Origin of the sequence: [Clostridium] symbiosum ATCC 14940 (genome assembly GCF_000466485.1) — a bacterium.
Classification (GTDB): domain Bacteria; phylum Bacillota; class Clostridia; order Lachnospirales; family Lachnospiraceae; genus Otoolea; species Otoolea symbiosa.
The window spans coordinates 14,987-40,342 of the sequence record NZ_KE992932.1; the positions used below are offsets into that span (position 1 = coordinate 14,987).

Below are 25,356 nucleotides of genomic sequence, written 5' to 3' on the forward strand. Positions count from 1 at the left end.
GGTTTGGAGAATAAAACAGGCCGCAGAATTTGCTTGTATTTGGCGAAAATAGCCGGATATCGGTGTAAAATTTTGAAATTTAACGGTATATTTTGATGTTTGCTGAATAATATTTACAGGATTCAACGCTTTTTCAACGCAGCGCTGCTATACTATACCCAACAGGTAAATGACCCCATTCGGGGATGGCAGTATAAAAAGAGTGGATTCCAAAGACGGAACGGAAGTTGAGGTGGATTATGAAGTTGGTCTGTACAATAAACGGTGAAAAGGTAGAGAGGGAGGCTGACCCCTGTAAACGGCTTCTCGATTTTCTCAGGGATGACTGCGGTCTGACTGGAGTGAAGGAGGGGTGCAGCGAGGGGGAATGCGGAGCATGCACTGTGCTGCTGGATCAGAAGGCAGTTACCAGTTGTACCGTTTTCACCGGTCAGGTGATGGGGAAAGAGATTATAACAATCGAAGGGCTGGAGAAGGACGGAGAGCTGGATGTGCTTCAGAAAGCTTTTATAGAGAATGGTGCGATTCAATGCGGTTTCTGTACGCCTGGCATGATTCTGTCGTGCAAGGCGCTTTTGATGGAGTACCCCAATCCGTCGGATGAGCAGATTAAACGGGCGATAGAGGGCAATCTCTGCAGATGCACGGGGTATGAAAAAATCAGGACAGCCGTTAGAGCGGCCGTGAAGGAGGGAGTCAATTGAATTTTGCCATGCCAAAGACGAGAGAAGAGCTTGCCCGGGCTCTGAGAGAAAATAATGGCGCATTGCTGTGCGCGGGCGGAACGGATTTGATGATCAGGCTGAGGGAGAAAAAACAGTTTCACTATTCCCTAATCGACCTGACCCACATGGCTGAGATGGCCGGAATTAAGGAGACGGAAACCTCCGTTATAATCGGTGCCGCCGTGACAATGGATGAACTGGAACGCAGCTCCCTGATCAGGCGGTATCTGCCGGCCCTATCCAAAGCCGCATCAATGGTCGGCTCCACACAGATCAGAAACAGGGCGACAATAGGGGGAAATGTGGCAAACGCTTCACAGAGTTCCGATTTAACTCCGGTTATCCTGGCCTATGATACACGTGCGGCGGTCTGTGACAGTACGGGCGGTATCAGAATGCTGGCGGTTGATGAGTTTGTGAAAGGCCTCGGCAGGACGGAGCTTGGAGAGACAGATGTAATCCTGTGGTTTGAGGTTGAAAAAACGGCTGCCTTTTCCGGCTTTGCAAAGGTTGGCTCCCGGAAAGCAGTAGCCATCTCCAAAATCAATGTTTGTGTCAAGGCGGATATAGAGGATGGAATACTGAGGAATGTTTCCGTGTTTCTCGGAGCAGTTGGCCCCAAGGCAAGACGTTCCCCTTTTATTGAACTGGCTCTGGAAGGGATGGAACTTTCCCGCCGGGATGAAAGAGTCCTCAAGGAAGCTGTTTACGCCCAGATTGAGGATAATATTCCGGACAGAAGCTCAAAACATTATAAAAAACCTGCGGCATATGGAATTATCTGTGATGCACTGGAAGAAATCAAGCCGCAGTCGGAAGGAGGGGAGCGCGGTGAGTGAACTGGAATATGTGGGGAAGAGATATGTGCGCGAAGATGCGTATGACAAAGCGCGGGGGAAGAACCGGTATACATGTGACAGAAAATTAACCGGAATGCTGTTTGCAAAGCTGGTACTCAGTGAAAAGGCACATGCGAGTGTGCGGATCCGAAAGGAAAAAGCGCTGAGCGTACCGGGAATCAGGGCTGTATTCACATTTGAGGACGTACCGGCGAAAGCCTACAATCCTCATAACTGGTCCGCCTGTATTGATTCTCCGGAAGACCAGTACATACTGAGCGATAAGGCAAGATATGTCGGAGATCATCTGGCGCTTGTCGTGGGGGAATCCAAGGCGGCGGTGGAGGAGGCTGTGAGCCTGGTCGAAATCACATACGGGGAGGAGGCGCCGGTAATCGGCCTTTCGTCGGCCAGAGAGACGGAAAATGCGCTGGCTTTTGAGAAGGAAGTATCCTTTGGAGAATATGATAAGGCCGAACGAGAGGCAGCCGTCATTGTGACGACGTCGGGAAGCACCCAGAAAATCCATCACGGAGCTCTGGAGTCCCATATCGCACTTGCGGATATTGATGAAAACGGAAATCTGGTTCTGTGGACCCCATGCCAGACGGTATATCAGGTGCGCTTTCACATCAGCAGCCTGCTGGGGCTGCCCTATACGAAAATCCGGGTGATCAAAGCGGTGATGGGCGGATCCTTTGGAGGAAAAGGCCAGACTGTGGTCGAGCCTGCCTGTGCATTTGCCTGCTGGAAGCTGAAACAGCCTGTGATGCTGTATATGGACCGCGCCGATTCTGTCATAGGGACGAGAAGCAGGAACGCCTGTGAGATGAAGGTGGAGACAGCCCTGACCAGGGAAGGGAAGATTCTGGGGAGAAGGATAGCTGCGGATATCGACGGCGGCGCCTATTATACAAATGCGGCCGCAGTGGCCATGGCTATGGCAAAGAAGCTGTTCCGGATGTACCATATGGAAGCGCAGACCTGCCATGTGAGAACCTTTTTCACAAACACCATCCCGGGAGGAGCCTGCCGCGGATACGGCTCACCCCAGGCTCACGCCATCACGGAAGTCAACCTCGACCTGGCTGCCAGGGAGCTTTCAATGGATCCCTGTGAACTGCGTTTAAAAAATGCGGCCCAGCCGATGGATCCCGACCCGACGGGAGGAATGAATCTGGGAAATGCCAGGATAGAAGACTGTATCAGGACAGGAATGGAAGCATTTAACTGGAAGGAGAGAAGAGCGAAAGTCAGGGAAAAAAATACGGACCGGTATGCATGGGGCGTCGGAATGGCATGCGGAGCCCACGGAAACGGATACAAGGGTTCATACCCTGAGTTCACGAATGTGCAGATGATGATGCATCCGGACGGCTCCGTGGAGGTGAGAATCGGAATCCATGATCAGGGCTGCGGTACGGTTCTGACCATGCAGCAGATAGCGGCAGAAGCGCTGCACATGGACGTATATAAAATCAAGGTATATGAGGCGGACACTTACATTACACCGTATGACGCCGCCGGAACACAGGCCAGCCGTGTGACCTACGTATGCGGAAGGGCCGTGCAGAAGGCGGGAGAGGCTCTTTTTGAAAAGCTCATCCGGGCCGCCGGTGTTCTCTACGGCTGGGACAGGGAGGAAGTCAGCGCTGCGGACGGACAGCTCTGCTGCAGAGGCGGAAGCAAATCATACGGAGAAGTGGCCAAAGAATATGAGAAAGCCTGTTCCCGGTATCTGCGGGCCGAGCTGGAATATGAGCCGCCCTCCAACCCCGGTTCCTACAGCAGCGCTTTTGCAGAAGTGAAGGTTGATAAATATACAGGCCTCGTGGAAGTGACGGACTTGCTGGCCGTACATGATGTGGGGCAGTGCATGAACCGTACGCTGGCGGAAGGGCAGGTCGAGGGGGGCGCACAGATGAGCCTGGGGATGGCGCTGTGCGAAGAAATGGTATACGATAAGAAGGGGGCAATTAAGGGACGTAATTTTTCAAAATACCATATGCTCAATGCCCCGGATATGCCTCCGGTTAAAAGTATTTTCATCGAAAAAGGAGAACCGGACGGCCCTTATGGCGGCAAGAGCATCGGCGAATTGGCGGCCGTTGCACCGGGACCGGCAGTTGTTAACGCAATTAATTTTGCACTTGAAGGCCGGTTTTCCGATTATCCGGTTACGCCGGAGAAAATCATAGCATTTTTGGAGAAAGAGAGGGAACGGTAGATGGATAAGGGGAGGATACGCCTTACGGGGGAGACGCTGACTCTGGAAGAGCTGGAGCGGATTGCTGTTTACGGCGAAAACGTCGAGGTTGTGGAGGAGGCGTGGGAACGCGTGCGTGCAGCCAGAAAATTGATATTTGACCTCGATAAAAGAGGGGTTGCGGTATACGGCCTGAACAGGGGCGTCGGCTGGAATAAGGATAAAAAGGTTTTTGCCCAGTTTTATGACCGTTATAACAGAAATCTTCTGAGGAGCCATATGATTGGCGTGGGGCCTGAGTGCAGTCAGGAGGAAGTCCGGGCTATGCTGGCTGTCCGCCTCAATGGTTTTCTGTGCGGTCACACGGGAGTGTCCGAAGAAATTGTGGAATATTATCTGGAATTTATAAACCGCGGAATTCACCCCATCGTAAAAAAACGCGGTTCTGTCGGGGAGGCCGATATCGGCACATTGTCGGGGATTGGTCTTGTAATCATCGGTGAGGGAGAAGCCTGGTACGCGAATGAACGGATGAGCGGAGGCGAAGCTCTTAAAAGAGCCGGCCTGGTTCCTCTGCTTTTAGGGCCGAAGGACGGCCTCGGAGTCGTATCGTCCAATGCGCAGGGGGCGGCGTTTGCTGCTCTGGGGCTGATAGAGGCAAAACGGTTTGTTGAACGGTACCGGTGCGTATTCTGTCTCGCCCTGGAGGGACTGAACGGCGTGATGGATCCCATGGATGAAACGGTAAACAGGGAAAGAAAATTCAGCGGTCAGATTGAATCGGCAAAGAAATGCCGTGAAATTCTAAAGGGAAGCTACCTTCTGGAACCATCGCAGGAACGCGCGCTTCAGGATCCCTTAAGCTTCAGGGGGCAGAGTGCGGTCACGGGCGCGGTGACGGATGCCCTGTCTTATGCAGAAAGGCAGTTAGAGACGGAACTGAATTCGACCGACGACAACCCATGTCTGCTTCCGGAAGAGGACAGGATGTGCGGAAGCGCCAATTTTGAACCGCTTTCTTGGGTGCTTGCGGTGGAAATGGTATCCACAGGCCTGGCTCATATGTCGAAAATGATTTGCCAGCAGCTTTTAAGGATTGGGGATCCGGGTTTTACAAAGCTGAACCGATTCCTGACTCCGGAGGAAGGCGCGGTTATCGCATACGGCACAATTCAGAAGACATTTTCCTGCCTGGATGCTGAAAACCGCATGTATGCAGGCCCCTGTTCCCTGGACTTTTTAAGCATGGCGGGCCATATTGAGGATTTGGCCTCCAATTCCACGATGGTATCCTGTAATATGAGAAAAATTATTGATAATCTGTATTACATGGCGGCCATAGAGCTGATGCACGCGGCCCAGGCGGTTGATTTGAGAAAACCAACGTCTCTGGGTTTTGGGACAGGAAAACTGTTTGAGGCCTACCGCAGGGTAGTTCCTTTTCTTGAGGAGGACAGGGATCTGTCCTGCGATATAGAAAAGACGTATGAATTCTTAAAGGGATATAATACATCAAAGATATAAGGAGGAAAAAGAAGTGAGTGGAGAGGGTAATAAAAAGGATGAGGTTCGTTGGGGAGTATTTTTGCCGGCATTTTTGATAATTGGAGGAGGGGCTCTTCTGGGAATCCTTAAAAATGACTGGCTGACCAAAATGTGTTCGGCAATCTTTGGGTGGTCTTTGAAATCATTTGGCTGGCTGTACCAGCTCGTCGCCATATTTTGTCTTGTCGTCGTAATTATTATCACATTTTCTAAAATCGGAAATGTCAGGTTTGGAGGAAAGAATGCGAAGTCCAAGCATTCCTTCGGCTCCTGGTTTGCCATGACGCTGACCGGCGGAATCGCTACCGGCTGTATCGTTTACGGCGCCAATGAGGTTATGATTTACTATGGCAATATTTACGGTGAACTGTCTCAGACGGGGCTGGCACCTCTGTCTCAGGAAGCGGCTTATTTCGGTATGGGCAGGGTGTTCTATAACTGGACGTTCATCCCGTATGCGATGTATTCAATCGTCGGATGCGCCATGGCCTATATCTATTTTAATAAAAAAGAAGAACTGTCGGTGGCTGCTTCCCTTACCCCGCTTTTCGGCCAGAAAATCAAATACGGGTTCTGGCGCAATGTCATAGATGTAGTTTCCATAGTCGCTCTGGCACTCGGGCTCTCAAGCAACCTGGACATGGGACTCGCCCTGATTGGTTCCGGCCTGGAGGCCGCATACGGGATTGCCCAGGGACCGATAGTCTGGTTCACCTTGTTTGCCATTATTACTGCAACCTTTACGATTGCTTCCGTGGCAGGTCTTGATAAAGGAATCAAATGGCTGGCTAACGGAACTACAAAGATATTTTATGCTCTTTTATTCTTCCTGGTTATTGCAGGACCGACTGTTTATATCTGCAATATGCTGAATGTCGGACTGGCTACATGGGGAGAGCATTTCCTTCGCTGGGGCTTTGACCCCTATATAATGGACGGCGAGGCCCTCGTTACCTGGTGGACCATGTTTGACTGGGCCTGCTGGATTGCCTATGCGCCTTTGATGGCTATTTTCTTTGCTATGATATCCTATGGCAGAACGATTCGTCAGTTCATGATTGTAAACTGGATTTTACCATCCTCCTTCGGCCTCGTATGGTTCTCCGTATGGAGCGGTACTGCGCTCAACTGGCAGCAGATCGGAAAAGCGGATCTGATCGGAGCGATTCAGAATGGCATAGCGGTATCGGGACTCTGGGAGCTGCTTAAAAAGATGCCTCTCAGCGTTATCATCATACCGCTTGTCATGATAACTATGATTGCCGCTTTCTCAACAACCGCGGACACCATGTCCACGACAATTTCCCAGGTGTGTACAAAGGGCTCGCGCTATGACAGGGAGCCGGCCAACTGGCAGAAGGTTCTTTGGGGAGTATCGATTGGAATCATCGCAGTTATCATGGTTATTTTCGGCGGCGGCCAGCAGGGAGTAGAAGGTGTCAAATACCTGTCGGGTGTGGGGGGATTCTGTGTACTTCCTGTATTTATCCTGCAATTGGCAGCGACCTTCAAAGTGTTCTTTATTGATAAGATTATTGAAGAGGTAGAAGAGGACGAAATAACGGTTCAGCCTGAAATGATGGCAGAGCTCACAGAAGCCCAGGCAAACGCATAGGAGGAAAAGAATGAGGAAAGAGACCGAAAAGCTGGAAATGGATCTTGTAAAAATATTTCTGTCACCGCCTGATACGATGCGGGAGAAGATAACGCTGTTTATTATGATGGTGGTAGTCTTTATCATGTTTTTCGGGCCGGTCATGTTCACGGAGGTATCCCCGGTAAAGGGAGCTGTTCTCTCGGCAATACCGGCATTCACCGTGTCATGGGGATGGCTGGTGCTGCTTCGCAGTTTTTTCCGAAAAAAAGAATTTTCTGTAAAACGCTGATTATACAAACTTATACGAGACAGGGGAGCTACAGCTCCCCTGTCTCATAGGCTCCGGGAATATTTTTAAGTAATGCGGCGGCCTCACGCCTGTATTCATCCGGCGCCAGCTTTAATATAGAAGAAAATTCATCCGGCCAGCGATGCGTCAGTTCGCTGCAAGCAAGGGCTAAAAGCCCCAGGGACTGCGGGGAGTTCAAAAGGCGGGCGCTTTCCCCGGCCTCGGCAATCAGTTCTCTGGAAGCGGAAAAATTGCCTTTCTCCGCTTCCAGGATGCTCACGTAGCCTTTGGTGATGGAGCGTCCGATCAGGGCAGCGGAATCATTGAAAAGTCTGTTGGAAAGATAGAATGCGTCTGCGCTTTCTTCTTTCCGTCCCATTGCAAGGTAAGCGCGTCCCAGATTGGAATAGAAAACGGCATTTCCGCAGGCATGGGCGGCTTCGCAGGTTTGGACGGCCTTTTGGTAGAAACGGACGGCTCTTGCAAATTGCTGTTGCTTGCGGTAGGCTTCTCCCATATAATTGTAGCATCCGGCGATATTCAGGGTATAAATACGCGATTTCAGAGGATATTTTGAGAAAATCCTCAGAGCCCGTTTCAGATAGCGCAGGCCGGCAGCATAATTTCCTTCCATGGTTTTAAAAAGGCCGTAGAGACGGCAGTCTATTGCATAATCTTCTTCAAATCCCCCTTCTTTTCCGAGCGTCAAACATTCCGACAGGGAATGATCCAAATCTTTTGTACTCCATATGTTAAGCCGGTAAAAATTGACGAGGCGCAGGCAGCGGATCCGCATAAGAGGATCCCGATCGGTCTGGCTGTTAATCAGCAGTGCCTTTTTCTGGCAGGCAAGCCCTTCTTTATATTCACCCCGGGCGATGCAGTACTGGGCTTTTGTGCGCAGCAGCAGTGCGTACAGCCGGGAAAAAGGGATGGAGGAAGCTTCGTTTTCAGGAAGGGACAGGAGACGGTCTTCCAAGATATTGCAGTATCCCGTAAACGAAGGGATGGCTCCGTTATTTTCCCTGTGGGGAGCATATTGCATCGGATAAAGCTCATAATTCTTTATCATATATTCTTCCAGAGCAAGGATACGGCATTTTAGCTCCATCGCCTGGCTGCCGGCGCGGCAATAGTGGTAAATCAGGCATTCATAATCGGATGCTCCAAGCGCCTCCATATGTTTTAAATGCTCTGCAAGAATTCTGTGATAATAACAGCGTCTTGATGGGGACATTCGTTCATATATCATTTTCCTGGTGCTGTTATTGCAAAATACAAAATAGGGACTTTGCTGTTCGAACCTCTCCTCAATGATGCCGAGGTTTTTCAGCTGCTCCAGAGTATCCAGGATGTTCAGCGGATTTTCCCTGAGCAGATCTTCAAACAGTCCGAAGCTTGCTTTGGACTGACAGGCGGAGAGCAGTTCCAGTACGGATGTCCCGGTATGTGACAGGCTCTCTGCCGGACCCGAAAGCTGGCAGAAATAATCCGCTTTCATTGCTTTTACGGCGGTGCCGGATTCAACAGATGCAGGAGGCGATATCTCCAGATGGGATAGTAAATTTTCCTCACAGAGCGGTTTCAGGATCTTATTCATATTACTGCAGAAAGGAAGAACGGTTCCGAAAAACAGGATATTCGGATTCCGGCCGCGTATCAGCATTGAAATAAAATCAAGGCTGGCTGAGTCCATATATTGAAGGTTATCAAAAGAAAGTACCAGGGGAATCTGTTCCCCTATACTGTAAAACAGTTTAAACAGCAGACTGTATGCCCATGTGTCAATCGAGCCGGTCAGGGGAAAAAGCCTGGATGCGGCTTCCAGGTGACTGGGATCCACCTTGAGGTGATAACGCTCCAGCAGGGGCTGGAGCTGCAGAATCATGGTGCTGACGGGTTTTAACAGCACATCCTTTTCTGTTTCCAGACAGGATGCCTGCAAAATAAGAAAAGAGGAATTATAAAGATTCCGGGTGAAATACTCAGCCAAATATGTCTTGCCGCTTCCGTCAATACCGGAAAGCAGGATGGAGGTGGATTCTCCGCCCATGAAACGCTGAAATGCGTCCGACAGAAAAAGCAGCTCTTTTTCGCGTCCCGGAAGCTCTTCGACCGCTTCCTGCAGGACGGGCCGCTCCGCGTTCAGGGCATCGAGCATCCGGTGGTGCAGCTTTTGAAGCTCTTTACCGGGAGATGCGGAAAGTTCCTTTTCAAAAAGATGTACCATGCGATCGTATAGCTTAAGCCCCTTGTAATAAAGTCCGCAGGCTCTGTAGCGTTCCATCATCAGCCGGTAGATATTCTCGTCCAAAGGGTCTTCTTCCATATACAGCCGGAACAGCCGTTCCGATTCTTCGACGTCGCTGTCCGGAAGAAGGGAAAGCCGGCGGTAAATCAGCTTCAGATAAGTATGCAGGGCATAGTGCCTTTTTGCAAGCATCCATTCTTCGAAAGCAGGAGCGCCTTTAATATAGAAGCTTGTCAGGAATTCGCCGTGATAGACATCGGTACATTCCTCTTGTATTAACTGATCATAATCCAGGGTAATGGAGATATCAGGATTCAAAATCAATTCCTGGCGGCCGTACGGCAGGATGCATTCTTCACCGAGGGCCTTTTTTACCGTGAAGATTGCATGGCGCAGATTCTTTCTGGCTGCCGCCTCGTCACACTGATCCCACAGAAGGGACGCGGCCTGTTCTCTGGTGGCCCTTTTTTCTATGGCCAGATAATATAAAAGCGCTTCGGCCTTCTGGTAGGGAAGACGGCACGGGGAAGAATCATGTATGATTTTAGGGGACTGCAAAAGAAAAATTTCGATGGAAGCCAATAGAATTCTCCTTTGTATCTTTTTTATTATTTTATAACAGCTCAGGGAGAAATGCAAGAAACATAACGCCGGGAGCCACATGGGGAACGGTGCGGCAGCAGATATACTTGCAGCGGTTTTTAGAGATATTGAAGGCTTTTTATGCAGGTTTTTGTAAAAAAACACACAATCAAGCGATCTTTTCTCCTCCTTACTATAGTAAAAGCTGGAAAAGTGGTATATAATACTAACTGCAAAAAGATGTGAAAAAGCAGCAGAAACATCACGATGGATAAATTTATCATAGAGGAGGAACACCATGCTTAAACTGGAGAATATTTCTTATGAGATCCAGGAAGAAAAGGGACAAAAAGGAATAATCCACCATGTCGATTTAACGATAAATGACAATGAATTTGTAGTAATAACAGGGCCGAACGGGGGCGGGAAGTCAACGCTTGCCAAGCTGATTGCAGGCATTATTAATCCGACCGGGGGCCGGATCCTGTTTAACGGCGAGGATATCACAGGTAAAAGCATTACCGAGAGAGCCAACATGGGAATCAGCTTCGCGTTTCAGCAGCCGGTGCGGTTTAAAGGTGTTCAGGTTCTCGATTTGATCCGGCTTGCGGCAAAAGAAAACATGTCTGCGGCGGATGCCTGCCGCTATCTGTCGGAGGTTGGCTTATGTGCAAAGGATTATATTAACCGTGAAGTAAATGCAAGTCTTTCCGGCGGCGAGCTGAAACGAATCGAAATCGCCACGGTTTTGGCCAGGGCGTCCAGGCTGTCGGTATTTGATGAGCCGGAGGCGGGGATTGATCTCTGGAGCTTCCAGAACCTGATTCAGGTTTTTGAGCGAATGAGGGCAAAGACGAACGGATCTATCATGATTATCTCCCATCAGGAACGGATTCTCAATATTGCGGACCGTATTGTCGTAATTGCTGACGGGCGCGTGATTAAGGAAGGCAGAAAGGACGAGATTCTTCCGGAGATTCTGGGGACGTCATCTGCAGTGGAGGCTTGCGATTTTTACAGGAGGGATAATTAATGGATCAGATTCAGAGAACATTACTGGAAGAGGTGGCCGATCTGCATGGAGTACCGGCAGGAGCATATAATATCCGCGCCAACGGACAGATGGCCGGCAGAAATACGACGGCCAATATTGACATTATAACGAAAGAGGACAAGTCGGGCATAGATATCAGAATTAAGGAAGGCACGAAGAATGAGAGTGTCCATATCCCGGTTGTCTTAAGCCAGAGCGGCATGACGGAGATGGTATACAATGATTTTTATATCGGAGATAATGCAGATGTGACGATTATTGCAGGCTGCGGCATTCATAACGGCGGAGACGCCGCATCTGAGCATGACGGAATCCACCGCTTTTTTATCGGAAGGAATGCCAGGGTCCGTTATGTTGAGAAGCATTACGGCGAAGGGGACGGAAAAGGAAAGCGGATTTTAAATCCGACGACGGAAGTTACGATGGAGGAAGGAAGCAGCCTGGAGATGGAGACGGTCCAGATTAAGGGAGTGGATTCCACGATCAGGAAAACAGTGGCGGATCTGGCAGCAGGAGCCGGCATTGTCATCAAAGAACGCCTTCTGACCCATGGGAACCAGGATGCCGAGAGCAGCATTATTGTCAATCTGAACGGTGAGGATGCCAGCGCCAATGTAATGTCGCGTTCTGTTGCCAAGGAAGATTCCCGCCAGAAGTTTATTTCCGTCATTAATGGAAACAGCCGCTGCGCAGGCCATACGGAGTGCGACGCGATTATTATAGGCAACGCAAAAATCCAGGCAGTTCCGGAACTGACCGCCAATGATCCGGATGCAGCCCTGATTCACGAAGCGGCAATCGGCAAAATTGCGGGAGAACAGATTATAAAGCTGATGACGCTGGGGCTTACGGAAGCTGAGGCAGAGGAACAGATTATAAACGGTTTCCTGAAATAGCAGGCATATTCTCACCGCTGTCCGCATATACTTAGGTGTAATATGAGAAAACGGATGTGCGTATGGCCGATCAAAAAGCAGAAAATCTTTTGAACCTGGCTCTCGATGCCACGGCGGAAGAACTTGAAAAATCACCTGCGCTGAGCGTGGGGTTTAACAGGGAAGAAAAACGGTGGGAGCTGATCGTAAAATACAACGGAGATCTGAATGTTGTCCTTGAAGCATTACCGGAAATCGAAGCAGCCACATTATCTGGAGGCTATGCGATCTTAACGGTACCGCAATCACTAATAGAGTCTTTGACAGGTTTTTCGCAGATCGAATATATAGAAAAACCGAAAAGGCTCTATTTTTCCGTTTACAGAGGTAGAAGCAATTCCTGCATTAATCAGGTTCAGGAGGACGGAAGCGGCCTGACCGGCCGAGGCGTCATCACCGCCATTATTGATTCCGGGATTGACTACTATCACCGGGATTTTCGTGATGCTGCCGGAAAAAGCCGCATCCTGGAATTATGGGATCAGGATAAAGATACCATATATGACCGTGAACAGATCAATGAAGCGCTTGCAGCGGGAAGCCGTGAGGCGGCTTACCAGATTGTGCCGACGAGGGATGTGAGCGGTCATGGGACGGCGGTGGCCGGGATTGCGGCCGGTAGCGGACTGGAAGGTGACGGCAGATACAAAGGCGTGGCCTGGGAAAGTGATTTGCTTATTGTGAAACTGGGCGTTCCGGCCACGGATTCTTTTCCCCGGACTACGGAGATGATGCGTGCCCTGGATTATGTTGTGAACCGGGCGGTTTTTTACCAGAAACCGCTGGCTGTCAATCTCAGCTTCGGTAATACATATGGCTCTCACGATGGAACCAGCCTGCTGGAAACTTATTTAAATACCATGGCTGCCCAGGGGAAAACCACAGTGGTTGCCGGAACCGGCAACGAAGGCAGCGCGATGGGGCATACCTCCGGTGTTCTGACGGAGGGAAGCGAGGTGGAGATTGAACTGTCGGTGGATGGCTACGAAACCGGCTTCGGCGTACAGCTGTGGAAGATTTATGCGGATATTTTTGATGTCGTACTGGTGGGACCCGGAGGCACTACGGTAGGTCCAATAAGCAGCCAGCTCGGCTCCCAGCGGATCCAGTTTGCAAGGACAACGGTTCTTTTATACTATGGAAAACCCAGCCCTTACAGCAAGGCTCAGGAAATTTATTTTGATTTCATACCCAGGTACGATTATGTGGAGAGCGGAATCTGGAAATTCAGGCTGATTCCCCGCCGAATTATCTCGGGGCAGTATGATTTCTGGCTGCCGTCGGCAAGCGCCCTGAACCGTGCCACCCATTTCCTGCGCTCCACGCCGGATACGACCCTCACAATACCGTCGACATCCCTTCGGGCAATCTCAGTCGGAGCCTATAACGATTCTTATCAGGCCTACGCTGACTTTTCAGGGCGGGGGTTTACCAGGCTCGACAACCTGGTCAAACCGGATCTTGCAGCTCCGGGTGTAAATGTTATGACTGCCAGGGCGGGGGGAGGCTATGAGACGGTTACGGGAACATCCTTTGCCGCCCCCTTTGTGACAGGCAGCGCGGCTCTGATGATGCAGTGGGGAGTTGTAAGGGGCAATGATCCCTTCCTCTATGGCGAAAAACTGAAGGCTTTTTTGATCCGGGGGGCGAGGCACCTGCCGGGAGAGAGCGTCTATCCGAACCCGAGAATCGGGTGGGGAACCCTGTGTCTGGCAGATTCCTTCCCTGTGTAAAGCATAATAATAGAAAGGAATCTTGCGTCTTTTGTCCTTTTTTTCGTAACTTTTTAGAAAATATTAACATATTAAGGGTGTTAAAAAGTAGAAAAATATGATATCATAGATAGATAATGGGTGAACTTTCGAGATTATTGCACAAATTGTTCTGAATAAGGGTGGGAGCGATATGAATATCAGAGAAACTACGGAAAAATGGGAACGTGAATATCTTAGCCCTTACGCATCTTTAAGCGAAAACACCAGGGGCAGGGACAGGGAAGAACCTCTCTGTGATATCCGTCCGGAGTACCAGCGGGACAGGGACCGGATTTTACATAGCAAGTCATTCAGAAGGCTGAAGCACAAGACACAGGTATTCCTCGCGCCTGAGGGTGATCATTACAGAACCCGGCTTACCCATACGCTGGAGGTTTCCCAGATAGCCAGGACCATTGCAAAAGCTCTGCGACTTAATGAATCCCTTACCGAGGCGATTGCGCTTGGCCATGATCTTGGGCATACGCCGTTTGGCCATTCGGGGGAAGCGATTCTCGATAAACTTTGCAGCGGCGGCTTTGCCCACTACAAGCAGAGCGTCCGCGTTGTGGAGGTGCTGGAGAAAAAGGGCAGGGGAATCAACCTGACCTGGGAGGTGAGGGACGGGATATTGAATCACCGTACCAGCGGCCGTCCATCTACATTGGAGGGACATATCGTCCGTCTTTCCGATAAGATAGCCTATATTAACCATGATATTGACGACGCGATCCGGGGAAAGATTTTCGAGGAAGAAGATCTGCCGCCGGAATATACGGATATTCTCGGGAACAGTGTCAGGGAGCGTCTCAATACAATGATACATGATATTATTTACCAGAGCTTTGACAAGCCTGAGATCGCCATGTCTCCCGGTATGGAGACGGCGATGCACGGCCTGCGCAGATGGATGTTCGAGAATGTATACCGGAACGGAATCGCCAAAGCGGAGGAGGGCAAGGCGCAGCACATGATTGTCATGCTCTATGAGCATTATATGAAACATATTGATGAATTACCGGAAGAGTATCTGGATATGATGAGAGAGCGCGGTGAAAAAGAAGAACGGGTGGTCTGCGATTATATTGCCGGAATGACCGACATCTACGCCATAGACCGTTTTAACGAGCTCTTTGTACCAAAATCCTGGAAAGTTTAAGGAGGTTTTCATGTATTATCCGGAAGAAGTAATAGAAGAAGTCAGAATGAGAAGCGACATCGTGGATGTTATTTCCGGGTATGTGAAGCTTCAGAAGAAAGGGGCCAATTATTTTGGCCTTTGTCCCTTCCATCACGAAAAATCACCGTCATTTTCCGTGGCGCCCCAGAAGCAGATGTATCATTGCTTTGGATGCGGCGTGAGCGGCAATGTGATTACCTTTGTTATGGAATATGAGAATTATTCCTTCCGTGAGGCAGTGGAAATGCTTGCCGGACGCTGCGGCGTCAAGCTGCCGAAGATGGAATATTCCAAAGAGGCAAAGGCGCAGGCGGATCTGAAAGCGGCGCTGCTTGAGATCAATAAGCAGGCGGCCAATTACTTTTATTATCAGTTGAAACAGCCGCAGGGCCGGGCAGGCTATGATTATCTGCAGAGGCGCCAGCTGACGGATGAGACAATCCGCCGGTTCGGACTGGGGTATTCGAATAAAACAAGCGATGATTTGTACCGCTATCTGAGAGGCAAAGGGTATGACGATACCATATTAAAGGAGACAGGCCTTGTCACAATTGAAGAGCGCGGCTCACGGGACAAGTTCTGGAACCGCGTCATGTTTCCGATTATGGATGTCAATAACCGGGTGATCGGTTTTGGCGGCCGCGTCATGGGAGACGGAGAACCCAAATACCTGAATTCTCCGGAGACGAAGCTGTTTGACAAGAGCAGGAACCTTTACGGGCTTAATTATGCCAGAACCTCCAGACAGAAGTTTATCCTGCTCTGCGAGGGATACATGGATGTAATATCGATGCATCAGGCCGGCTTTACCAATGCGGTGGCATCGCTGGGGACGGCGATGACGGAACAGCATGCGGCTCTTTTGAAACGCTATACGGAACAGGTGATTCTGACCTATGACAGCGATAACGCAGGCGTAAAAGCGGCTCTTCGGGCAATCCCGATACTTAAGAACGCGGGGATATCGGCAAAGGTGCTGAATATGAGGCCATACAAGGATCCGGATGAGTTTATGAAGAACCTGGGTCCGGAGGAGTTCAAAAAACGGATTGAAAATGCCCGTAACAGCTTTTTATTTGAGATAGATGTATTAAAAGAAGGATGCGATATGCAGGATCCGGAGCAGAAAACGGATTTTTATAATAAGGCAGCCAGAAAATTACTGGATTTTCCGGAAGCTCTGGAGAGGGACAACTATATACAGGCCGTATCCAGAGAATTTTTTATCAATTATGAGAATTTGAAAACCCTCGTCAACCAGTTGGGAAACCGTCTGGGAATGGGGGCCGGAAGAACCAGGGAGCCAGGCGGGGAAGAGAGCGCCGCGAACCGTCCGGGCGCGCCTGCAAAGAAGAAGGAGAAGGAAGAAGGCATCAGGAAGTCGGAGCGTCTTCTGCTCACATGGCTGATTGAAGAACCGGAGCTTTTTGATAAGATTCATGGAATTATCGGTCCGGCTGATTTTGTAAAACCGCTGTACCGGGAGGCGGCGCAGATGGTTTTTGACGGTCATGAAAAAGGAGATGTTAATCCGGCATCCATCCTGAATCATTTTATTGACGACGAGGGGAACTACCGGGAGGTGGCGGCTCTGTTTAACGCCAGTCTGGAAGAGTCCCTGAGTAATGAAGAACAGAAAAAAGCCTTTTCGGAGACAGTGCTGCGCATTAAAAAGAACAGTCTGGATCATCAGATCCGACACGCCGAAGGGCTGGACGAGCTGCAAAAACTGATCAGGGATCAGGCGGAACTTGCTAATCTGCATATTTCACTCGATTAAGGAGAAAATATTAAAAAGCTATGGAGGGATGTAAGAATTATGGATGAAAAGACAGTGACATTTGAAGAGAAGCTCACACAGCTTTTGGAACTGGCGAAAAGTAAGAAGAATGTGTTGGAAAATAAAGAAATTCTTGACTTTTTCCATGGCGAAATACTGAACCCGGATCAGTTGGATCAGATATATGATTTTCTCGATAGTAATAAGGTGGATGTATTGCAGTTCGAAGAGGAGCTTGAGATCGATCCGGATCTTTTTATTGAGGAAGAGCTGAATGATGAAGAAGAGATAGACGTTGAAAGCATCGATTTGACTATTCCGGACGGCGTCAATATAGATGATCCTGTGAGAATGTACCTGAAGGAAATTGGAAAGGTACCCCTTCTCTCACCGGAGGAGGAGATAGAATTGGCAAAACAGATGGAGATGGGCAATGAATATGCCAAAAAGCGTCTGGCTGAGGCGAATCTGCGCCTGGTTGTAAGCATTGCCAAGAGATATGTGGGCCGCGGAATGCAGTTTCTGGATCTGATTCAGGAAGGAAATCTGGGGCTTATTAAAGCCGTTGAGAAATACGACTATTCCAAGGGCTTTAAGTTCAGTACGTATGCAACCTGGTGGATCCGCCAGGCTATTACGCGATCCATTGCCGATCAGGCCCGGACGATCCGGATTCCGGTGCATATGGTTGAGACGATTAACCGCCTGATCCGCACCTCCAGGCAGCTTCTCCAGGAGCTGGGGCGCGAGCCGCATCCGGAGGAAGTGGCGGAGCGGATGGATATGCCGGTGGAGCGCGTCAGGGAGATAATGAAAATCTCGCAGGATCCTGTTTCTCTTGAGACTCCGATTGGGGAGGAAGAGGACAGCCACCTCGGAGATTTTATCCAGGATGACCATGTGCAGGTGCCCCTGGATGCGGCCACGTTTACTCTGCTGCATGAGCAGCTTATGGAAGTGCTTGACACGCTGACGGACAGGGAACAGAAGGTACTCCGGCTGAGATTCGGCCTGGATGACGGAAGGCCGAGGACTCTGGAAGAGGTGGGAAAGGAATTTAACGTGACAAGGGAGCGTATCCGCCAGATAGAGGCAAAAGCGCTCAGAAAGCTGCGTCACCCAAGCAGAAGCAAGAAGCTGAAGGATTACCTGGATTAATGAGGCAACAGTTCGGCCATGATTACAGTCCGGCTTTTGGATGAACCGCCATACAAGAAATAAGAATTTAACTGAGGAAATTTAGATGAAATTATCACACCGTTTAGAGACAATTGCTTCCTTTGTTCGCAGGGGAAGCATAATTGCTGATATAGGAACCGATCATGGATACATACCGATTTATCTTGTGAAGGAAGGAATTTCCCCCCGCGCGCTGGCCATGGATGTGCGGAAAGGGCCTTTGGAGCGCGCAAAGCGGCATGTCCATGAATACGGTCTGGAAGACAGGATATGCCTGAGGCAGAGCGACGGCCTGCATAAGCTTGAGGCGGGAGAGGCAGACACGATTGTAATAGCCGGAATGGGCGGAGAGCTGATGGTGCGTATTCTGGAGGAAGGGAGGCATGTTTTTGAAAGTACAGAACGCCTAATCCTTTCCCCTCAGTCGGAGCCTGGGAATGTGAGGCGTTTTCTCGAAACAAACGGCTTTTGCATCCTGAGGGAAACAATGGTCAGGGACGAAGGGAAATACTACACAGTGATAGAGGCAGGCCATGGGATGATGAAGTACGGCAGAGACTGCTTTTATGAGTACGGACGCTGCCTGATTGAAGAGAAGAACGGCGTGTTTGCCGGGTATCTGGAAAAAGAGAAAAAAACAGTGGAAGAGCTGATTGAAAAGCTGTCGCAGAATCATTCAGAGAGCGCCCGTAGGCGTCTTATGGAACTGAAGGAGAGGCAGAAAATTATAAAGGAGGCACAAGATGAAATGCAGGGAACTGATTGAAATCCTGGAAGAACTGGCGCCGGTTTCTCTTGCCTGTGACTGGGATAACCCGGGCCTTCTGGCCGGCAGGAGTGACAAAGAGGTGAGAACCGTGTATCTGGCTCTGGATGCCACCGATGATGTGATTGACAATGCGGTGGAATGCCGGGCGGATATGATTATCACTCACCATCCCCTTATCTTTAAACCGTTAAAAAAGGTCAATGATGAAGATTTCATCAGCCGGCGTATTCTTAAAATGATTCAGAACGACATATCTTATTATGCAATGCATACAAATTTTGACGCGGCGCCCGGATGTATGGCGGACCTGGCCGGCGAGCGGCTGGGGCTTAAGGATACCAGGGTGTTAGAACTGATGGGGAAGACGGCGGAGGATAAAGATTACGGCATTGGAATTTACGGGTGTTTTGGCCGCAGCATGACGCTCAGGGAGACGGCAGAAGCCGTCAAGAAGGCCTACGGCATTCCATTTGTAACGGTGTTCGGAAATATGGAGGGGAGCATAAGGACGGCGGCTATCTGTCCTGGAGCAGGCGGCAGCACGCTGAAGGAGGCTCTGAGATGCGGCGCGGATGTGTATATCACCGGAGATATCGGCCATCATGAGGGGATCGATGCCGTGGCCAACGATATGGCGGTGATAGATGCCGGACATTACGGTATCGAGCATATTTTCACTGATTTTATGGAAAAATTTCTGGAGGAGAGACTGGGAGAGCGGCTTAAGGTTATGAAGGAACGTGATACATTTCCAAACTGTGTCGTTTGAGTAACAGGCTTGTCTGATTAAAAAGAAGGAGGGCTAATATGCCGATTGTAACAATTGGGGCTGAGAAAAGGGAGTATGCATTTGGAACGCCGTTTCAGGAGATTGTAAAAGATTATCAGGAAGGCATAGAGAATGATATACTGCTCGTCTCGGCCGACGGAAAACTGAAGGAGCTTCATAAGACTTTGAAGGAAGACTGTGAACTGAGGCTGATTACCGCGGCCGACAGGGCCGGCTTTTTAAGCTACCAGAGAAGCGCGCTTTTCCTGATGCTGAAGGCATTTTATGATATTGCAGGCAAAGATAACGTCAGCAAACTGACGGTGTGTTTTTCCATGGGAAACGGTCTGTATATTGAACCGGAGGGAGCGCTTGCGCTGACCCGGGAACTGCTTGACAGGGTGAAAACGGAGATGATTCGCCTCGTGTCTCTCGACCTGCCGATTTTAAAGCGCAGTGAAAACACAGATGAAGCGGTGGAACTGTTCCATCTGCACGGGATGTACGATAAGGAGAAGCTGTTCTACTACCGGCGCGCTTCCAGGGTCAACATTTACAGCATTGAAAATTTCGAAGATTATTTTTACGGATATATGGTGAAAAGTACGGGCTATATCAAGTATTTTGACCTGCAGCTTTATGATGACGGGTTTGTCCTGCTCTTACCTTCGAGAAAGAATCCGAAGGAGCTGTCTGCATTGAATCCGAGAAGGAAACTGTTTGAGGTTCAGAAGGAATCGGAACAGTGGGGCAAAAAACTGGGTGTTTTTAATGTGGGAACACTCAATGAGGCCATTTCCCAGGGCAGAATGAATGAACTGATTCTGATGCAGGAAGCGCTGCAGGAGAAAAAAATCGGTGATATGGCGGAAAAGATTGCCGGCTCCGATAAGAGTAAATTTGTTATGATAGCCGGACCGTCTTCTTCGGGAAAGACTACATTTTCCCACCGTCTCTCCATTCAATTGAGTGCGCTTGGGTTAAAACCGCATCCGATTGCAGTGGATGACTACTTTGTCAACCGGGTGAACAGCCCGAGGGATGAGGAGGGGAATTACGATTATGAGGCGTTGGAATGTATTGACACAAAGCAGTTTAATGAGGATATGACGGCTCTGCTTGCCGGGAAGAGGGTACAGCTTCCAAGATACAATTTTGTAAGCGGTGAGAGAGAATATAAGGGAGATTACTTGCAGCTGGGAGAGGAGGATATCCTTGTCATTGAAGGAATCCACTGTCTCAACGATAAGCTTTCCTATTCGCTGCCGAAGGAGAGCAAATTCAAAATCTACATCAGCGCCCTGACCCAGCTGAATATTGATGAGCATAACCGGATTCCTACAACAGACGGAAGGCTGATCAGGAGGATGATAAGAGACTCAAGGACGAGAGGCTCCTCTGCGCAGGATACGATCAGGATGTGGGATTCAGTCAGAAGAGGGGAAGAGCGGAATATCTTCCCGTTCCAGGAAGAAGCCGATGTGATGTTTAATTCGGCACTGCTGTATGAACTGGCGATACTCAAGCAGTATGCGGAACCGATTCTCTACAGCGTTCCCAGGGACTCCGAGGAATATCCGGAGGCAAAGCGTCTGTTGAAATTCCTCGATTATTTCCTGGGCGTAAGCAGCGAGAGAATCCCGCAGAACTCCATTCTTCGGGAGTTTGTCGGAGGAAGCTGTTTCCGGGTCTAGAGCGTGTTCCGCTCATATTAAACACGGTTTGGTTAAACATGAACGTGACAAGACACCAGGCAGTTATCAGCGCCTGTCGGCGAGATCGGCAAGAGCTCCGAACAGAGGGGGTGCCAGGCCGAAACCGCCGCTGATGGTGAGAAGCTGTCCTGTTGTGAAGGATGATTCATCGGCGGCAAAATAGACAACGGCTGCGGCGATTTCTTCTGGTTTTGCCATCCTCTGGATGGGGGACTGCTTTAAAAATGAATCGCAAAAGAAGCCGGATAATGCATCCCGGACGGCATCGGTCTGAGTCATCCCAGGCAGGATGGCATTACAGCGGATGCCGTTTCTGGCTTCCTGGACTGCGATCAGTTCGGTCAGATGGTTAATCGCACTTTTAGCCGTGCCGTAGGCAACCTGGGAAATATCAGGGATTAAGCCGCTGATGGAAGAGATGTTGATAATACTGCCGCCTCCGTTTTGCCTCATGCAGGGAATGACGGCCTTCGAGGCGGCATAAGTGTTGCCAAGATTTATGGTTACGGTATTCAGGAAGGTTTCAACGGAGGTTTTTGCGATATCCAGATCCATGGCCGGATCGGAAGAACCGAAGTTATTAACGAGGACGTCGATCCGGCCTTCGGCTTTTGCGACCTCATCTGCCATAGAACGGCAGGTTTCCAACTGTCCGGCATCATAATGGACATAGTGGATATGCTGGTTTCCGGTTTCGTTTTTCAGCTCTTTGATCCGCGTCTCTGCCCGTTCCCTGTTTCTGGCGGCCATGTATACGATGGCGCCTTCTTTTGCGCAGGCAGCGACAGCGGCAAGACCGATTCCGCGGGTGGAAGCGGTGACAAGGATTACTTTCTTATTCAGTCTCACGGCAGCTCCTTTACTAAGATGTTTTTTAATAGGTTGAATTTCATATCTTATTATGTGCCGGAGAAGGAATTTTATGTTTAGGCGCTTTTAAACAGACTTTCCCTGACGTGAATCCGGTAGGGGAACAGGAGGAAACGATATTGAAGAAAACTAAAACAGATGCCGCTGAAAAAAGGCAGTTGATTATATTTTTGTCCGTTGCATTTGCACTTCCCTATATGATGGGTATTTTAATGGGGTATGCTTATTACAGAGGAATAGACGTGAGCTGTTTCCCCAATGCCCAAATGTATTATCCGGCAGCAGGTGTCATGCTGGCTGCGCTGCTGGTAAAGAAAGAGGACAAGCTGGTTCCGAAGAAATTCTATCTCTGCTTCATCACGATTACCGTGCTGTTACTGCTGCTTACGGTTGGCAGCGTGTTTCTGCCCGCGACGGGGATGCTGTTTGCAGGCCTCAATATGATTATCACCTTTGGCTCTCTGGTCTCGTGGATTTTTCTCCTTGCAGAGAAGAAGGAAAATCGGGAAGCATATGGATTAAGAGCACATAATGGAAAAATTTCTGTGCTTATGGTTATATTGTTCTTACTGCTGTATTTCGGGCGTATATTCCTGATGTATATTGCAGGCGGACAATTGGATGAATTCATAGATGTATTTAAAAGTCCGGTGACTTATAGAATACTATTTGTATTGCCAATCAATTTTTTCCTTGTATTCACAGCATTTTTCGGTGAAGAATATGGATGGAGATATTACTTTACACCGCTTCTGCAGCAACATTTCGGCAAGGTAAAGGGCGTCCTCCTGCTTGGAATTTTGTGGGGACTTTGGCACCTGCCTGTCAATGTATTTTATTACAGCCCGCATACCTGGCTGCAAAGTATTGTTTCCCAGCAGATCACCTGCATCGGTATGGGAATTTTCTTTACGTATACCTACTTAAAAACCAATAATATCTGGGTTCCGGTGATTCTGCATTTTCTGAATAATAACCTGGTGGTTATTTTGAACAGTGGAAATGCAGGCGCAATTAATAATCAGCTTATCAGCTGGGCGGATGTCCTGCTGCTTCTCATCCTCAATCTGGTATTATTCGTGCCTTTTATTTTAACGAAGGAGTTTAGGGGAGCGGAAAAATATACGGGGAAGACCGCAGACTAACGGATCTAAGATACGACAATGCAGAGCATTGCTTTGAACGTTAAATGTTTTGAGCAAGACGATAAGCCGGGTTATGTCGTTGAATGGCCATCTATCTAGCTTTGCCGTCGCCGGCAAAATCAAGCGACCTACCCGGAGGCAGACGGGCCGCCTTATGCCTCCTGTTCGGTCTTGCTTCGGATGGGGTTTACATGTGCCCTGTCTGTTACCAGCCAGGCGGTAGTCTCTTACACTGCCCTTCCACCCTTACCGACAGGCACAAAGTGCCTGTCCGGCGGTATATTTCTGTTGCACTGTCCTTGGAGTCGCCTCCACCAGACGTTATCTGGCATCCTGCCCTGTGAAGCCCGGACTTTCCTCACCTGCAGCCTTTCGGTCCTGCAGCCGCGGCCATTTGTCTTACTCAAAACGCTACAAGTTTATCATATTTTCTTATATTTGTCCAGTTATTCTCAGACAGCATCCGCCCGGAAACAGTTCAGACGGCACATCTTCTTGACCGAAAAAAAACGGTCAAGAAGCATCGGATGTCCATCCGATGGGAAAAATAGTGCAAAAACAGCCTTATAAGCGAGCTTAACGCCTGCTTTTGCACTATTTTTCCCGCCGTCTGAACTGTTACTTACAAATAATATTTCTCCGGACAGCCGTATCGGATAACAGGAGCAAAGTCTGAATTATTTTGAATATTTTTCTTCACAGTACTGACATCTGTAAGTTTCTTTTTTCTCGTCGGCGAGATAGAAAATATGCGGCAGCTCCTGCTCGATGGAGGTGATGCAGCGGGGATTTTTGCAGTAGATGACGTTTGTGATTTTCTTTGGCATTTTCACCCGTTTTTTCTCTACGATATGGCCGTTCTTGATGATATTGATCGTGATGTTGTGATCGATGTATCCCAGGATATCCAGATTTACCAGGTCAAGGCCGCCGTCGATCTTGATTATATCTTTTTTGCCCATCTTGCTGCTCTTGGCATTCTTAATGATTGCAGTCTGGCACTCAAGCTGTTCCAGTCCCAGTTTATAATAGATATCCATACTTTTGCCTGCCTGGATATGATCCAGTACAATGCCCTCGGTTAAGCCGCTGATATTTAACATGGTTTTTCCACCTCCAGTAATGTCATGATTAATGCCATTCTCACATAGACGCCGTACTGCACCTGCTTAAAATATGCGGCGCGCGGGTCTTCGTCCACCTCCACGGCGATTTCATTGACTCTTGGAAGAGGGTGGAGAACGAACATATCCTCCTTCGCTAGGGCCATCTTCTTTTTGTCAAGGATGTAGCAGTCCTTCATCCGGATATAATCTTCCTCATTGAAAAAGCGTTCCTTCTGGACCCTGGTCATATAGAGGATGTCCAAATCAGGCATTGCATCATCCAGGTTTTCGACTTCCCTGTATTCAATATGGTTGGATTCCAGCACATCCTCACGGATATATTCCGGAACGCGCAGCTCCGGGGGGGAAATCAGTACAAAACGGATACCTGTATAGCGTACCAGCGCATTAATCAGGGAGTGGACGGTGCGTCCAAACTTTAAATCGCCGCAGAGTCCGACCGTCAGATTGTCAATTCGGCCCTTCAGGGAGCGGATCGTCATTAAATCGGTGAGAGTCTGGGTGGGATGCTGGTGGCCGCCGTCGCCGGCATTGATAACTGGAATAGAAGATTTGGTAGAAGCTACCATCGGTGCGCCTTCTTTTGGGTGACGCATGGCACATATATCTGCAAAACAGGAAATAACACGAATTGTATCAGAAACACTTTCGCCCTTTGCAGCAGAGCTGGAATCGGCAGAGGCAAAACCTAAAACGCTGCCGCCCAGATTTAACATTGCAGCTTCAAAGCTTAAACGTGTTCTGGTACTTGGCTCGTAAAACAGGGTTGCAATTTTCTTGCCGTCACATACGTGGGCATATCTGTCAGGATTCTTCTCAATATCTGAAGCGAGATCAAGAAGCTGTTCAATTTCCCCGACAGAAAAATCTAAGGGATTTAACAAATGTCTCATTTGGTTCTCCTTTGTTGTGCTTTTTGAAAAGTATTATATAGCATTTTCCGGCAGATTTCCATAGGTTTTGTAAAAAAAGTGAGGGAAAGGTTTGGGTTAGTTACTATTCACAGCCAAGGTCATGATGTTGGGGTCAAAAGGTCTTTTGACCC

General features: G+C 49.1%; 20 protein-coding genes and 1 other RNA gene. 16 read left to right on the forward strand and 5 right to left on the reverse strand.

Annotation, left to right across the window (positions count from 1 at the left end):
• The first annotated feature begins 239 nt into the window (after positions 1-239).
• The 6 genes from CLOSYM_RS12815 to CLOSYM_RS12840 are packed head-to-tail and all read left to right on the forward strand — an operon-like array spanning position 240 to position 7,201.
• Positions 240-704 (forward strand): (2Fe-2S)-binding protein, encoded by a 465-nt coding sequence (locus CLOSYM_RS12815; protein WP_003507681.1) that lies wholly within the window; start codon positions 240-242, stop codon positions 702-704.
• Positions 701-1,564 carry an FAD binding domain-containing protein gene (locus CLOSYM_RS12820; protein ID WP_003507674.1) on the forward strand — a complete coding sequence of 288 codons (864 nt, stop codon included), beginning with the start codon at positions 701-703 and terminating at the stop codon, positions 1,562-1,564. Before CLOSYM_RS12815 ends, CLOSYM_RS12820 begins: the two co-directional genes overlap by 4 nt.
• Positions 1,557-3,791: a xanthine dehydrogenase family protein molybdopterin-binding subunit gene (locus CLOSYM_RS12825; protein WP_021642440.1), complete on the forward strand. Its 2,235-nt coding sequence runs from the start codon at positions 1,557-1,559 to the stop codon at positions 3,789-3,791. The genes CLOSYM_RS12820 and CLOSYM_RS12825 overlap by 8 nt, the downstream gene beginning before the upstream one ends.
• Positions 3,792-5,294, forward strand: a complete 1,503-nt coding sequence (locus CLOSYM_RS12830; protein WP_003507670.1) for an HAL/PAL/TAL family ammonia-lyase — start codon at positions 3,792-3,794, stop codon at positions 5,292-5,294.
• Positions 5,295-5,307: 13 nt separating this feature from the next.
• Positions 5,308-6,930: a BCCT family transporter gene (locus CLOSYM_RS12835; protein ID WP_021642441.1), complete on the forward strand. Its 1,623-nt coding sequence runs from the start codon at positions 5,308-5,310 to the stop codon at positions 6,928-6,930.
• Between the two features lie 10 nt (positions 6,931-6,940).
• Positions 6,941-7,201 (forward strand): hypothetical protein, encoded by a 261-nt coding sequence (locus tag CLOSYM_RS12840; protein WP_003507667.1) that lies wholly within the window; start codon positions 6,941-6,943, stop codon positions 7,199-7,201.
• 28 nt (positions 7,202-7,229) lie between these two features.
• Here CLOSYM_RS12840 and CLOSYM_RS12845 read toward each other — a convergent pair whose 3' ends face one another.
• The gene (locus tag CLOSYM_RS12845; RefSeq protein ID WP_044902413.1) at positions 7,230-10,034 is read right to left on the reverse strand and encodes an AAA family ATPase; all 2,805 of its coding nucleotides are present in this window, start codon (positions 10,032-10,034) and stop codon (positions 7,230-7,232) included.
• Positions 10,035-10,332: 298 nt separating this feature from the next.
• Between CLOSYM_RS12845 and CLOSYM_RS12850 the strand changes: the two genes are divergently transcribed.
• The 9 genes from CLOSYM_RS12850 to CLOSYM_RS12890 all read left to right on the forward strand — a co-directional run bounded on the left by CLOSYM_RS12850 (position 10,333) and on the right by CLOSYM_RS12890 (position 21,148).
• Positions 10,333-11,067, forward strand: a complete 735-nt coding sequence (locus CLOSYM_RS12850) for an ABC transporter ATP-binding protein (protein WP_003507663.1) — start codon at positions 10,333-10,335, stop codon at positions 11,065-11,067.
• Positions 11,067-11,984 carry a SufB/SufD family protein gene (locus tag CLOSYM_RS12855; protein WP_003507661.1) on the forward strand — a complete coding sequence of 306 codons (918 nt, stop codon included), beginning with the start codon at positions 11,067-11,069 and terminating at the stop codon, positions 11,982-11,984. The genes CLOSYM_RS12850 and CLOSYM_RS12855 overlap by 1 nt, the downstream gene beginning before the upstream one ends.
• 62 nt (positions 11,985-12,046) lie before the next feature.
• On the forward strand, positions 12,047-13,756 hold the full coding sequence (locus tag CLOSYM_RS12860; protein ID WP_004462019.1) for a S8 family peptidase: 1,710 nt from the start codon (positions 12,047-12,049) through the stop codon (positions 13,754-13,756).
• A 172-nt stretch (positions 13,757-13,928) separates the two neighbouring features.
• Entirely contained in the window at positions 13,929-14,936 is a 1,008-nt protein-coding gene (locus CLOSYM_RS12865; RefSeq protein ID WP_004462018.1) for a deoxyguanosinetriphosphate triphosphohydrolase, read from the forward strand.
• 10 nt (positions 14,937-14,946) lie between these two features.
• Positions 14,947-16,737, forward strand: coding sequence for a DNA primase (gene dnaG / locus CLOSYM_RS12870; RefSeq protein WP_003507656.1), 1,791 nt, complete (start codon positions 14,947-14,949; stop codon positions 16,735-16,737).
• Between the two features lie 39 nt (positions 16,738-16,776).
• Positions 16,777-17,895 carry an RNA polymerase sigma factor RpoD gene (gene rpoD, locus CLOSYM_RS12875; protein WP_003507654.1) on the forward strand — a complete coding sequence of 373 codons (1,119 nt, stop codon included), beginning with the start codon at positions 16,777-16,779 and terminating at the stop codon, positions 17,893-17,895.
• Between the two features lie 85 nt (positions 17,896-17,980).
• Positions 17,981-18,682 (forward strand): tRNA (adenine(22)-N(1))-methyltransferase, encoded by a 702-nt coding sequence (locus tag CLOSYM_RS12880; RefSeq protein WP_009297966.1) that lies wholly within the window; start codon positions 17,981-17,983, stop codon positions 18,680-18,682.
• On the forward strand, positions 18,660-19,454 hold the full coding sequence (locus CLOSYM_RS12885) for a Nif3-like dinuclear metal center hexameric protein (protein WP_004462014.1): 795 nt from the start codon (positions 18,660-18,662) through the stop codon (positions 19,452-19,454). The genes CLOSYM_RS12880 and CLOSYM_RS12885 overlap by 23 nt, the downstream gene beginning before the upstream one ends.
• Before the next feature lie 38 nt (positions 19,455-19,492).
• Positions 19,493-21,148 carry a nucleoside kinase gene (locus CLOSYM_RS12890; protein ID WP_021642444.1) on the forward strand — a complete coding sequence of 552 codons (1,656 nt, stop codon included), beginning with the start codon at positions 19,493-19,495 and terminating at the stop codon, positions 21,146-21,148.
• A 66-nt stretch (positions 21,149-21,214) separates the two neighbouring features.
• Here the strand turns inward: CLOSYM_RS12890 and hdhA are convergent, their stop codons facing one another.
• Entirely contained in the window at positions 21,215-22,018 is an 804-nt protein-coding gene (gene hdhA / locus CLOSYM_RS12895; RefSeq protein WP_021642445.1) for a 7alpha-hydroxysteroid dehydrogenase, read from the reverse strand.
• 140 nt (positions 22,019-22,158) lie between these two features.
• Between hdhA and CLOSYM_RS12900 the strand changes: the two genes are divergently transcribed.
• Positions 22,159-23,184: a CPBP family intramembrane glutamic endopeptidase gene (locus CLOSYM_RS12900; RefSeq protein WP_044902414.1), complete on the forward strand. Its 1,026-nt coding sequence runs from the start codon at positions 22,159-22,161 to the stop codon at positions 23,182-23,184.
• A gap of 46 nt (positions 23,185-23,230) precedes the next feature.
• On the opposite strand, the gene rnpB is transcribed toward CLOSYM_RS12900, so the two are convergent.
• From rnpB to pyrB, 3 genes are all read right to left on the reverse strand, one after another.
• Positions 23,231-23,590: RNase P RNA component class A (gene rnpB / locus CLOSYM_RS22045), an RNA gene on the reverse strand.
• Between the two features lie 271 nt (positions 23,591-23,861).
• Positions 23,862-24,287 carry an aspartate carbamoyltransferase regulatory subunit gene (locus CLOSYM_RS12905; RefSeq protein WP_021642447.1) on the reverse strand — a complete coding sequence of 142 codons (426 nt, stop codon included), beginning with the start codon at positions 24,285-24,287 and terminating at the stop codon, positions 23,862-23,864.
• Positions 24,281-25,204: an aspartate carbamoyltransferase gene (gene pyrB, locus CLOSYM_RS12910; RefSeq protein WP_003507638.1), complete on the reverse strand. Its 924-nt coding sequence runs from the start codon at positions 25,202-25,204 to the stop codon at positions 24,281-24,283. The genes CLOSYM_RS12905 and pyrB overlap by 7 nt, the downstream gene beginning before the upstream one ends.
• Between the last annotated feature and the right edge of the window lie 152 nt (positions 25,205-25,356).